Source organism: Neobacillus drentensis (assembly GCF_036965645.1).
Lineage (GTDB): Bacteria > Bacillota > Bacilli > Bacillales > Cytobacillaceae > Neobacillus > Neobacillus drentensis_D.
Window position 1 is genome coordinate 4,272 of sequence record NZ_JBALPZ010000140.1, and the last position, 12,541, is coordinate 16,812.

Consider the following 12,541-nt stretch of genomic DNA (forward strand, 5'->3'; position numbering starts at 1 on the left):
TGGTAGTTTATGATTATATTAATTGGAGGAATCACGCATGTATAAAAATCCACACTTTTTTTCCCATCTTGCTCACGTTGAAATCATTAGTCCAAAACTAGAAGAGTCAGCCAATTTCTTTAAAGATATTATTGGATTAGAAGAGTCCGGCAGAACAGAGAACTCCGTGTATTTTCGTGCATGGGGGGAGCATTACCATCACAGTTTGAAAATAACTGCAGGAAATGAACCAGGTCTTGGTCATATTGGCTGGCGTGCAGATAGTCCTGCTGCACTTGAAGAAGCGGCTGCCCATATTGAAAAACTTGGACAAGGAATAGGCTGGATTGAAGGGGATCTTGGTCATGGCCGTGCCTATCAATTTACATCTCCTGATGGTCACTTAGAAGAGATTTTTTGGGATGTTGAATTATATGAAGCTCCAGATCAGCAGCGCAGCAAATGGAAAAACCGCCCGCAAAAAAATCCAGGACGCGGCATTTCTCCACGACGAATCGATCATATAACTCTTTTTAGTAATGACGTAACAAAGGACCGTGAATTCTATCAAAATATTGGTTTCCGCTATAACGAGGGGATCTTTTTGAATGCTGATGAACCTGGCAGCCCTGAAATCGGTGCTTGGCTATCCGTTACGAACCTATCGCACGATATAGCTTTCCTAAAAGGTCATAGCGGCAGACCTGGCGGGTTTAACCATGTATGTTATGCGGTTGAAAGCAGGGAGGAAGTACTATTAGCAGCCGACCATATCCTCGAAAATGGATACGAATTAGCCATGGGGGGGCCAACACGTCATGCGCTTGCAGAAGGATTTTTCTTTTATGTAGATGAGCCAGGCGGGAATCGTTTTGAATTATACGCAGGAGCACATCTGGTTTTTGCTCCGGATTTTGGCCCATACCGATGGAGTCTTTCTGAAAATCCAAACGATGCCTGGGGCCGTGAAATGCCTTGGGATGCATCAGGAAAAGTCATTAAATAATCAATAAACCAACAGGGGGACTTAAGCGTTATGTGGCACTTTTTTCCGGATAATTATATGTGGTCATATCAAATGGTAAGAATGATCAGCCAATCGTATTTTGGCGGCGGTGAAGTAAATGAAATCTTGGATGCCGCCAGCCGAATGAAGTTGGGAGACTTTGAAAGTTTCCATCATGAGTGGATTAGACTTGGGAATAAATCATTGACAACCGCTAATGATGCAATGGACAAGGGATATAAAGAAACGGCACGGGCCGGATATTTACGGGCAGCAAACTACTTTCGTACGGCGGAATTTTTCCTGCAGCCTGACGATGAGCGTAAACTGCCAACCTATTTAAAAGGAGTAGAATCGTTTAGAAAAGGAGGGGAGCTACTAGCCTCACCTCCGAAAGCTATTAATATTCCATTTGAGCATGCTGTGCTGCCAGGGTATTATTTTGAAGCACCAAATCAAAGTAAGGGACCATTGATGGTGATGTTTGGCGGTTTAGATTCCACCGCAGAGGAATTATATTATGGGCCTGCTCAGCTGTTAAATGAACGAGGCATTTCGCTTCTTGCCCTTGATGGCCCTGGGCAGGGAGGGGCATTGCGAATCCATCACATTCATTCGCGTCATGATTATAATACAGCCGGTACAGCAGCGTATGAGTGGGCAGTTGAAAATCTAGATGTTGATCCCGATCGTATCGGGGTTATGGCTGTATCGATGGGGGGTTATATGGCAGCTAGATGTGCTGCATTTGAACCAAGGTTTAAAGCTTGTGCTATTTGGGGAGCTGTTTATGATTACAATGATGTCTGGGCAAAACGTCCGGATAACCATCCATTAGCAAAAATCCTCCAGCATATCTTTGGTGTTGAAGACATGCCTGCTGCCAGGGCAAAGTTGCAGCATTATAATTTACGCGGAGTAGCGGAAAAAATCCAAATGCCAACTTATATAGTACATGGTGAGGACGATCGACAGAATATGGTTGATAATGCCTACAATGTATACAATGATCTTACTTGCTCTCGCTGGTTAAAGATTATTCCAACTAGCAGTACAGGTTCTTCTCATTGTCAGGTCGATAATATCACAGAAACCTACGAAATGTATGACTGGTTAAAAGAACAGTTAACAAGATAGGATGGAGGTAGATGTATGAAACTGGTTACCTTTTATAATCCGGAAGGCCAAATGCGTGCAGGATGGCTGGATCATAATAGAGTGATAGATATGAAACTTGCCTCCAAGGGTGAATTACCTGATAATATGGCAGATTTTATAAAAAATAACGCGAGTTACATGCCTATTTTAGAGGCATTAACTTGTTCAGTGGAGCTTCCATTCTATTCGCTTGAAGAAATACGTTTAACTGCTCCATTGCCAAACCCAATAACTTTCAGAGACTTTGTGGCTTTCGAGACCCATGTCAAAAATGCTACAAAGCGCGCAGGGGATACGGTGGCACCTGAGTGGTATGAAATGCCAATCTTTTATTTCTCCAATCCCCATGCGATGAAAGGGCCGGAGGAAGAAGTAAAGCGGCCAGCCAAATGTTTACGCTTAGATTATGAACTCGAGCTTGCCTGTATAATCGGGAAACAAGGAACGAATATAATGGCAAATGAGGCAGAAGACTATATTTTCGGTTATACCATTTTAAATGATTGGTCGGCACGGGATCTACAAATGAAAGAAATGAAAGTTTTATTGGGTCCGGCAAAAGGAAAGGACTTCGCGACCTCTATTGGTCCCTATATTCTAACAAAAGATCAATTGGAACCATATAAAACAAATGGAAGATTCGATTTAGAAATGACAGCTGCAGTAAACGGTGAAATTCTCTCTCAGGGAAATTTTAAAGATATTTATTACACATTTGGCGACATGATCGAGCGGGCTTCAGAAGAAGTCACTTTATATCCAGGAGATATTATCGGTTCAGGGACAGTTGGCTTTGGCTGCATTATGGAGCTTGGTCCCGAAGTGCATCGCTGGCTTGAGCCGGGGGATGAAGTAGAATTATCGATTACAGGCCTTGGCTCTTTAAAAAATAGAATTAGTTAAGAAACATGAACGGAGAGGAACTTTATGGCTAGAATTGTTGACCTAAGTGTTTCCATTGAAGAGGACTTAAAAGATCCTCTTCCGTTTTCGATTCGCTTTGAAACACATGAAGAAGGGGCAGAATTTGGAGCGAAACTTGTTGGTGTAACACCGGAAGATTTCCCCGACCGAAGAGGTCTTGCCGGGGAATTTCTTACCTTGACGAGTCATGCCGGTACACATGTTGATGCACCGTGGCACTATTGGCCGACATCAGAAGGGAAACCGGCTCGAACCATTGATGAAATGCCGCTTGAATGGTTTTTTCATGATGGAGTAGTGCTGGACTTTACTGACAAACAAGCAGGTTATTCTTTAACAATTGAAGATATTCAAGAAAAACTTAACCAAATGGACTATGAGTTAAAACCCTTTGATATTGTCATGATCCGCTGTGATGCCGATAAGAAAAGATATCAGCCTAATTATAGTGAGATTCATGTCGGTGTATCTGCAGAAGCCACTCTTTGGCTGATCGATCAAGGAATTAAGGTGATGGGTACGGACGGATGGGGGTGGGATACGCCTTTATCCGTACAAGCGGAGGATTATAAACAAAACCCACGTCCTGGTGTTCTCTGGGCAGCTCATTTTGCGGGAAGAGAAAAAGAGTATTGCCAGATTGAAAAACTAGCTAATTTGGATAAATTACCGCCGTTTGGATTTAAAGTATCTGTTTTTCCAGTCAAAATTAAAGGCGGGAGCGCAGGCTGGACTCGGGCTGTTGCGATTATAGATTAAAAGGGAGGGGTGTTTAATATGACAAATCAATTTGTTAAAAAAGTACTCATTATTGGCGGTGGAATTAGTGGTTTAGCGGCCGCCGCCGCCCTTCACAAAATTGGGATTGACGCAGAGATTGTTGAGAAGGAACTGGAATGGAATGTATATGGTGTTGGGATTATTCAGCCCCCGAATGCACTAAGGGCTCTAAATGAAATTGGCTTAGCTGATGCTTGTATGAAACAGGGATATTCCTATCCAGGCTTCGATTATTATACAGGGCAGGGACATTTTATGTTCCAAGGAGACTCGCCTACAATCGAAGGATATCCGGGTGTTAACGGAATCTCCAGAAGGAAACTTCATGATTTTCTCTTAGAGGCCGTTGAAAAAATCGGTACAAAAATATATATGGGCTCAACCGTTAACAAGATAGAAAATATCTCAAATGGTGTTAAGGTAGAGTTAAGTAACGGCATTTCAGCAGTTTATGACATGGTCATTGGGGCGGACGGAGCTAACTCGAAGGTTCGAAAATTGTTGTTTGGTGATATTGTTCAAAAATATAGCGGACAAGGAGTATGGCGTTACACCCTTCCACGTCCAAAAGAAGTGGATCGAGGTCTGTTCTATTACGGGCAAAAGGCAAAAGCTGGATTAGTTCCAATGTCAGATGATGAGATGTATTTGCTGGTAACCACTCATGAACCAGGCAATCCAAGGTTTCCTAATGACCAGCTCCATGAATTACTGAAAGAAAGAATGACCGAATTCGGCGGTGCAATTGCAGATGCAGCTAATCAAATTACTGACCCTGCGCAAGTGGTTTATCGCCCGATCTTTACGCATATGCTGTCAAAACCGTGGTATAAAGGAAATGTTTTGCTTGTCGGTGATGCTGCACATGGTACAGCCCCGCATCTTGGACAAGGTGCCTCCATTGCCATTGAAGATGTAATTGTTTTGGCCGATATATTAAAACATAATGTTGGAGTCGAAGAATCGTTTAAGATCTTTATGGAAAAGCGGTATGAACGCTGCAGGTTGATTGTTGACAATTCAGACCAGTTGGTGGAATGGGAATTGCTTACTTGGAGTGGTCAAATGAAAGAAAATGTAAATGTAGGTAAGTATGTTTATGAAACATTAGCAAAAATGAATGAACCTTTTTTAACAGAGGTAAACACACGATAGAGACGTATACTTTATTGTATACGTTTCCATTTTGATGTCAATCTAGTAATAGGATTGAAGGGGGCAGTTGGATGGAGAAACGAAAAGGTTTTTTTCGGTATGAAAATTTCCTTGTCATTACCATGTTTTTAGTTGTTGGACTTGTATTCTTAGATCGGTTAAGTTTAGGGTTCATTTTTCCGAAAATTGCTCCAGAGTTGGGATTGTCCAATACACAACTAGGATTAACTGTGTCTGTGACAGGACTATTTTTTGGCCTTTCTACTTTGATTTTTGCTAGTCTCTCTGACTTTTTAGGTAAAAAGAAACCCATGCTTGTCATTTTTGTGTTTTTATTTTCCATTGCTACTTTATTATCAGGTATTGTCGGTTCATTTGCTACATTACTTTTAGTAAGGGGCATCATGGGATTGGCAGAAGGCCCGGTGATGCCGCTGGTTCAATCGATTGTGATTCATGAGTCTTCGGAGAAAAGAAGAGGTCTAAATATGGGAATCGTGCAAAGTTCTTCTTCCTTAATTGGAGGAACACTCGCACCTGTTCTCACTGTCGCTCTTGCTGCTTCTTTTGGCTGGAGGTTTTCCTTTTATATAATCGCGATCCCGGGGATCCTAATGGGTCTGATCATTTGGAAATTTTTAAAAGAGCCAAAGCCAAGTATGTCTCCACATGTGGTACCAATAAAGTCTAAACCAACTAAGGCTGATTACATTCGTGTTTTTAAGACAAGAAATGTTTGGTTAAGTACAATTGTTGGTATTTGTAATATGATTTATATTTTATCACTTACTGCTTTTTTACCTACCATTTATGCAGAATCTACTAATTATGGGGAAGGACAAATTGGCATGTTATTAGGCCTCATGGGTCTGATGATGTTTATGGGGCAGTTCGGGGGTGCAGCTATTTCAGATCGTATTGGTCGATTACCTGCAATTAAAGTATTCTCTTTATTAGCTATATTCCTTCCTATCTCAATAGCGCTTTCTTACCACAGCTTCGGAGTCTTACTCATCTCTATTCTTGTTTTCTCTTCGGGAAATGGCTACCAGCCATTAATTATGAACATTATTCCAGCTGAATCAGTTTCAAGGACCTTTTCAGCCACAGCGATAAGTTTTGTTATTTTAACTAGTGAAATTATCGGCGGCAGTTTTGGTCCAACTGTGTCAGGCATACTGGCGGATCGATTTGGACTTATGGCTCCTTTATGGGTTACGGCAGCTGCCGCCTTTGTTGGGTTCCTTTTCACGTTTGGCATAAGAGAAACCGCACCTATTAAACTAAAACATTCGAGCAATAAAGAGATACAAGCTCAAGTATAAATTTGGGAAAGGAAGGTGTAAAATCCTTCCTTTTTGTTATTTGTAAGTTAAATTTAATTTAAGTCGTATTTGGAATAGGTTAAAAAAGTGCATTACATTTTTAACCTGAAATGATTACTTTTTTTCTTTTAAAAAGGAAAATGGATATAAAAGTATATGGTTTTGGGTAGAAAACAAAATAGTTTTACTGATATTGAAGAGGTATATTTTTAATAGAACACAATATAGTAAGCGTTTACTATAAGTGGTTTGAATCAAAAAGGAGTGAAAATACATGTTTGAACAGTACTTAGTCTGCGAAGATGGTTTTCGAAATGTGGTGGAAGACGGACAGGTAGTTGGCTTTGAAGTAAAATTACGGATTCCATATTATCGTGGAATTGCTTTGTCATTAATTAATAGTATTGATTTAGAGATAAATGATCAATCTTATGCACACGATGATATGATGTTTTCAGTAGAAACCGGCAGCTTTCCGAATCATGAATTATCAACCTTGATCAATAATCGCTGGGAATTCGGTGAAAAGGCGACATTATTCGTGAAAAAACCAGGTGGCTTAGAAGCAGGAACACATAAAGTACATGCTGTTGTTAATTTGCGTATTTCCTATTTGCCATGGCCAAATATTGGCGATGATATCAAACAAATCACACTTGAAGAAGATAGAATTATAGCTTAGTTAAGAGGAGGGTTTTAAAATGAGCAAACAAGCAAACATTAAGCGCGGAGTTTCATTATATAGTTACCAGGAAGAATACTTCACAAGAAAGTTAACTTTAGAACAATGTATCGCTGAGGCAGCAAAAGCTGGTGCTACAGGGATTGAGTTACTGCCAGAACAAATGCTTACCGGATTTCCTAAGGTAACGGATCAATTTGTTGACCAGTGGTTTGGATGGATGGATCAATATGGGGTCGAACCGATTGCATATGACGCGTTTTTAGATAACAAATTATTTCCTAATCGATTACTAACACTCGAAGAAAACGTGGAAATGATGGTTCGGGATCTAAAGCTCGCAAACAAACTTGGCTTTAAAGTGTTAAGAACTTTGGTTTCCACTCCCTTGGAAGTAGTAAAAGAGAGTCTGCCTTATGCTGAAGAGTATGGTGTCAAAATTGCACTTGAAGTTCACGCTCCTTTCACCTTTGGGACACCATGGTTTGAAGAAAGACTTGAATATATCATGCAGAGTGGAACAAAGTGGTTTGGGATTATGCCTGACTTAGGCATCTTTGTGAAAAGAATGTTACCTGTTATGGAGCAAAGATATATCCGTGATGGGGCTACCCCTGAGATCGTTCAATTGGTCAGTGACAATTATGCCAATGGTGTTGATAAACAAGAGACATTTGAAATTGTAAAAAGTATAAAGAATGCCAATAAGAAAGATGTAGAATATGCAGAACTAGCAAAACACTTTGTCTATACTGATCCTAAAATCCTTAAAGACTATATTCCTTATATTATGCATGTCCATGGAAAATTCTATGAAATTACAGAAAACTACGAGGAACCTAGTATTCCATATAAAGAGATTATCGAGGTTTTAACAGAAGCTGGATATGAAGGCTATATTGACAGTGAATACGAAGGAAACCGTCACATCCAAGATTATATGGAAGTGGACAGCGTAGAGCAAGTTAGGCGTCATCAAGTCTTGTTAAGCAATTTACTTAATAAATAGAATGATTGTTAGGGACCTTGAAAAGGTTCCTATTTAATGTTATTGCTAATTATTTGCAATTACTTGAATATTATTAAAAAAATGTCGAATTGACTTCTTTTGTGCTATATTTAGAAATAAAAGACTATTAAATAGTTTTTGTTTTTTAAGAGGTGATTGAAATGAGTGGTACACACATCTTCCAATCTTCAATAGATTCAAAATTGATTACGGTTTCGGTTATGAATCGTAAGAGTAATCTAGAGCATGCTCATCGAGACATTGAATTAATCTACATGATAAAGGGGCAGCTTCAAGTGAAAATTACTAATAATATTTATCACTTGAACACATCTGACTTTATCTTGGTAAATTCAAATGAATTTCACTCTTTTCAATCTCAAAAGGATAATTTATTTGTTGTTTTTCATTTTAATTATTCTGAACTAAGTTCATTGCTGATTCAAAGGAATCTACTATTTACTTGCAATTCAATTGCTCATCCTTCTCCATATGATCAAAAATTACGATTTGTTATTGAAGAGTTATTAACAATTTATATGAAACAAAACAATAATGTTTTTGTTGAGTTTTTAGAAAAAGCACTTAAATTCATTTCCATTTTAAAAGTAAATTGTTTAAAAAAAAGAGAAATAGAAATTGGTAATTCCACTGTCATCAGTCAAAATGAAAGATTAACAGATATTATTGAGTATATTCATAGCAATTATCGCGACCAAATTACATTAGAGGAAGTGGCAAGGCTACATTACATTTCTGTCCCTTATTTGTCTAAAATCTTTAAAAAACAAACAGGTAAAACGGTTTCGCAATACTTAAATGAAATCCGTCTCGCCTATGCTGTAAATGAATTAGAAAACTCGAATAAACCGATTACACGAATTGCTTTAGATAATGGATTCCCTTATTTAGCTGCATTTAATAGAGTTTTCTATGAGTATTATCAGTTAAAACCCGTTGAATATAGAAAGAAAATGACAAAATTGGCATTGAAAGAGGAAGAAGAAACGAAGGAATTCAATTTAAAAGAAAAGAATGAAGCATTTTTTGAATTGGACAGATATCTTAGTAGTAAGGCGACGGATCGAAACCAACCTTTGCTTGAAACTCCTGACGTGGTCGAATCCCAGATTATAAGAATTAAGAACTCTGAGGCATTCACAAAGTATTGGAGTAAGCTAATCAATATTGGATATGCAAAGGATATTTTAAACTCAGATCTGCAGGAGCAAATCAGCCTTCTCCAACAGGAAATCGGATTTACCTATGCCAGGTTTTGGGGATTGTTTGGAGATGATATGCATGTTGAAGACCGTACAAGTAATACCATATCTTATAATTTTTCAAATGCAAATAAATTATTAGATTTCCTAATAAAAAATAAATTAAGGCCCTTTATCGAACTTGGACCTAAACCTAAAATTATCTCGAAAACTCTCGATGAAATATTTATTATCGAGACAATCAGTGAAAGGTCATTAGAAGACTGGAAAAACTTATTAAAAACTTTTTTATTACATTGCATTGAACGTTATGGGATCGAAGAGGTTGAGACATGGTATTTTGAAATATGGAGTCAACATATCGATCCATTTACCGATAAGCAACAGGATAATATTATTTTTTTAAATGATATTAAATACGAGGAACCAAGCCATTTTGAGGGATATTTTAATATATTTAAAGAATTTAAGACAGTTATAAAAGATATTGTTCCTTTGGCGAAGGTTGGTGGATGCGGGTTAAGTATGGAATTAGCAGGCAATAAACTGAATTCCTTACTTAAACAGTGGAAATTAGAAGAAGTCCAGCCCGATTTCCTCTCGGTATATCTTTACCCTATTGAAATCGATAAGAAAAAAAATGTAATCCCAAAAAGAAATCAGCAATCGGCCAATCCTAGTTATATTAAACATAAGTTACATGAAATCAGAAAGTCTTTGAAAAACATTGGATACGAGGGTCTTGAATTAAACGTTACTGAATGGAATGTAACGCCTGTAAACCGAGATTATCTTCATGACACTTCTTTTAAAGCTTCTTATATTGTAAAGAACATCATTGAGAATTTACATCAACATCCAGTTAACATGCTCGGATACTGGATGGGTTCAGATATTTTTAGTGATTTTAGGGATTCTAAGGATCTTTTACATGGCGGTGCCGGTTTGTTGACGAAAAGCGGAATAAAAAAACCAAGCTACCATGCTTTTGCCCTTTTAAACCAGTTGGGTGAAATACTAGTAGCGAAAGGTGAAAATTATCTTGTCACGAAAAAAACTGGTGATCGATACCAAGTGTTATATTTTAACTACAAGCATTTTAACTATTCCTACTATTTACATCCTGAAGGAAGTACTGGAATTACCGGACAATATGATATATTTGAAAATAACGAGCCTTTAAACCTTTCACTTGAATTACAAGGGATTGCTAATGGGAAGTATCGTATTAAGGAACATAAACTTAACAGAGATCACGGAAGTATTCTAGATGAATGGATGAAATTTGGTGCGGTTCATGACCTGAAAGCTGATGAGGTTGAATATTTAAGGCAAATTTGTGTCCCTTATATGAAAGTTGAAAATGAAATCGTAGAGAATAATTCTATCATATTAAACGCAAGGCTGAATCCGCACGAGGTAAAACTGTTTGAACTAAATTTATTATTTCAGGATCTATAATTAGTAGAGGGTGAAAATCCGATCGATTTTTGACCCTTTTTTTGTGGCCAAAAAAAGAGGACAACCTGTGTATAGGAAGTCCTCATTAAAAAATTAGATCTGGTCATTAATGCATTGGATTCATCGCTGAATGGTTGACGACAACCCTACGGATGAAAAAGGCCAAGGCGAGACCGACCAGCGTCACGATCATCGCAAATAAGAACACATGCTGTGAGCCCGCCGTCATTGCGTTAGCCACCTCGGTCTGCTGAGTAGGTGCAGAGGAGTCATGCAAATACTTCTCCATTCCAGATGTAAGGATGAAGATTGCAATAGCTGTACCAATCGCACCCGCGACCTGCTGCAATGTGTTCATGACAGCCGTTCCGTGTGGGTATAGCGCAGGTGGCAGCTGGTTCAGGCCGTTGGTCTGTGCTGGCATCCACACCATGGAAATGCCGATCATTAATCCGATATGAAGGACGACGATAAAAGCGACCGATGATGTGGTCGATATGCTAGAGAAAAACCATAACGTTACCGCGACGATAATAAGTCCGGGAATAACGAGCCACTTCGGTCCATACTTGTCGAATAAACGTCCCATCCGCGGCGATAAGATGCCGTTTAGTGCGCTGCCCGGCAACAACATGAGCCCTGCAGTAAACGGTGTCAGTTTCATACCATTTTGAAGAAACATTGGCAGAATAATCATGCTCGATAAAATGATCATCATACACGAAAGCACCATAAGTAATCCTACATTGTACATTGGATACTTGAAGACCCGCAGGTCCATCATCGGATCGCTCATAGTCATCTGCCGGATTGTGAACAAAACGAGCGCGATTAACCCGATGGCAATCGAAGTAATCACGACCGTGCTGGTCCAACCCTCGGATCCTTCTCCTGCTTTGCTGAAGCCGAAGACAATCCCTCCGAAGCCGATAGTCGATAATACAACGGATAGTAGATCAATCCGAGGCTTCGTTACATCGGTGACGTTTTCCAAATATTTCAGCCCTACCAACAGCCCAATGACCAAAAACGGCAGCGAGAGCCAGAAGATGTAGTGCCATGTAAAATATTCGATTAGGAGACCTGCAACCGTTGGTCCGGTTGCTGGCGCGAACATGATGACAAGTCCAACGAAGCCCATTGCGGCTCCACGCTTCTCAGGTGGATACACGACGAGGATCGTATTGAACATGAGCGGAATCAACAGCCCCATACCTGCCGCCTGTAGTACACGAGCGACCATAAGCATATCAAAGTTGAAGGCGAGCGCAGCAATCAAAGTGCCGACGATAGAGCTCACGAGCGAACCAATAAACAATTGCCTCGTTGTAAACCATTGTAGCAGTAACCCAGTCATCGGCATCAGAATGCCGAGAGTTAGCAAAAATCCCGTCGTCAACCACTGTGCGGTCGCGGCCGAAATTTGAAACACATCCATTAAATTACTAATCGCAATATTAAGTGCTGTCTCGCTGAACATGCCAACGAAACCACAGATGAGCAGCGACGCCATGATGGCACGCGTGTTATATTGCTTCATTAACCATACCCCTTCTCTCTCCAGAAAAATTTCTATATACGTTCCCCTAAAATCGGTCCGTTATTTGATACAATACAGGTCAAAATTCTCCTAGTCAATAAATGAGTTTGTTGATTTTTTGTAAAAAAGTTACCGAATTATTTTATTCGAAGTAATCCTGCAAGTAACGACATTTTTCATTACTTGATCCTATTAGGATAAAATCTTGTGATAAATTATTAATCTTATATGAAAAAATGAAAAAAATGATAGAAAAAAAAGAGCGGTTTTTATGTCTATTAGGATAATTAATTAAAGGG

General features: G+C 39.2%; 10 protein-coding genes. 9 read left to right on the forward strand and 1 reads right to left on the reverse strand.

Annotation, left to right across the window (positions count from 1 at the left end):
- Positions 1 to 37: 37 nt before the first annotated feature.
- The 9 genes from V7266_RS23845 (at position 38) to V7266_RS23885 (ending at position 10,702) form a co-directional block, all read left to right on the forward strand.
- A complete protein-coding gene (locus V7266_RS23845) occupies positions 38 to 985 on the forward strand; it encodes a VOC family protein (protein WP_335471595.1) in 948 nt (315 codons plus the stop codon).
- Between the two features lie 30 nt (positions 986 to 1,015).
- Positions 1,016 to 2,122, forward strand: coding sequence for an alpha/beta hydrolase family protein (locus V7266_RS23850; protein WP_335471596.1), 1,107 nt, complete (start codon positions 1,016 to 1,018; stop codon positions 2,120 to 2,122).
- Positions 2,123 to 2,137: 15 nt separating this feature from the next.
- The gene (locus V7266_RS23855) at positions 2,138 to 3,046 is read left to right on the forward strand and encodes a fumarylacetoacetate hydrolase family protein (RefSeq protein ID WP_335471597.1); all 909 of its coding nucleotides are present in this window, start codon (positions 2,138 to 2,140) and stop codon (positions 3,044 to 3,046) included.
- A gap of 24 nt (positions 3,047 to 3,070) precedes the next feature.
- Positions 3,071 to 3,826: a cyclase family protein gene (locus V7266_RS23860; RefSeq protein WP_335471599.1), complete on the forward strand. Its 756-nt coding sequence runs from the start codon at positions 3,071 to 3,073 to the stop codon at positions 3,824 to 3,826.
- Between the two features lie 18 nt (positions 3,827 to 3,844).
- Positions 3,845 to 5,002, forward strand: a complete 1,158-nt coding sequence (locus tag V7266_RS23865) for an FAD-dependent oxidoreductase (protein ID WP_335471601.1) — start codon at positions 3,845 to 3,847, stop codon at positions 5,000 to 5,002.
- A gap of 71 nt (positions 5,003 to 5,073) precedes the next feature.
- A complete protein-coding gene (locus V7266_RS23870; protein ID WP_335471603.1) occupies positions 5,074 to 6,327 on the forward strand; it encodes an MFS transporter in 1,254 nt (417 codons plus the stop codon).
- A gap of 274 nt (positions 6,328 to 6,601) precedes the next feature.
- On the forward strand, positions 6,602 to 7,009 hold the full coding sequence (locus V7266_RS23875; RefSeq protein ID WP_335471604.1) for a C-glycoside deglycosidase beta subunit domain-containing protein: 408 nt from the start codon (positions 6,602 to 6,604) through the stop codon (positions 7,007 to 7,009).
- A 19-nt stretch (positions 7,010 to 7,028) separates the two neighbouring features.
- Positions 7,029 to 8,018, forward strand: a complete 990-nt coding sequence (locus V7266_RS23880; RefSeq protein ID WP_335471606.1) for a sugar phosphate isomerase/epimerase family protein — start codon at positions 7,029 to 7,031, stop codon at positions 8,016 to 8,018.
- 161 nt (positions 8,019 to 8,179) lie between these two features.
- A complete protein-coding gene (locus tag V7266_RS23885; RefSeq protein WP_335471608.1) occupies positions 8,180 to 10,702 on the forward strand; it encodes a GH39 family glycosyl hydrolase in 2,523 nt (840 codons plus the stop codon).
- A gap of 106 nt (positions 10,703 to 10,808) precedes the next feature.
- On the opposite strand, the gene V7266_RS23890 is transcribed toward V7266_RS23885, so the two are convergent.
- Complete coding sequence (locus V7266_RS23890; RefSeq protein WP_335471609.1) at positions 10,809 to 12,242, reverse strand: DHA2 family efflux MFS transporter permease subunit; 1,434 nt, start codon at positions 12,240 to 12,242, stop codon at positions 10,809 to 10,811.
- Positions 12,243 to 12,541: the final 299 nt, after the last annotated feature.

Bases quoted from the DNA above. Each gene is read 5' to 3' on its own strand.
- V7266_RS23845 (WP_335471595.1), top strand. From the start codon at position 38: ATGTATAAAAATCCACACTTTTTTTCCCATCTTGCTCACGTTGAAATC.
- V7266_RS23850 (WP_335471596.1), top strand. From the start codon at position 1,016: ATGTGGCACTTTTTTCCGGATAATTATATGTGGTCATATCAAATGGTA.
- V7266_RS23855 (WP_335471597.1), top strand. From the start codon at position 2,138: ATGAAACTGGTTACCTTTTATAATCCGGAAGGCCAAATGCGTGCAGGA.
- V7266_RS23860 (WP_335471599.1), top strand. From the start codon at position 3,071: ATGGCTAGAATTGTTGACCTAAGTGTTTCCATTGAAGAGGACTTAAAA.
- V7266_RS23865 (WP_335471601.1), top strand. From the start codon at position 3,845: ATGACAAATCAATTTGTTAAAAAAGTACTCATTATTGGCGGTGGAATT.
- V7266_RS23870 (WP_335471603.1), top strand. From the start codon at position 5,074: ATGGAGAAACGAAAAGGTTTTTTTCGGTATGAAAATTTCCTTGTCATT.
- V7266_RS23875 (WP_335471604.1), top strand. From the start codon at position 6,602: ATGTTTGAACAGTACTTAGTCTGCGAAGATGGTTTTCGAAATGTGGTG.
- V7266_RS23880 (WP_335471606.1), top strand. From the start codon at position 7,029: ATGAGCAAACAAGCAAACATTAAGCGCGGAGTTTCATTATATAGTTAC.
- V7266_RS23885 (WP_335471608.1), top strand. From the start codon at position 8,180: ATGAGTGGTACACACATCTTCCAATCTTCAATAGATTCAAAATTGATT.
- V7266_RS23890 (WP_335471609.1), bottom strand. From the start codon at position 12,242: ATGAAGCAATATAACACGCGTGCCATCATGGCGTCGCTGCTCATCTGT.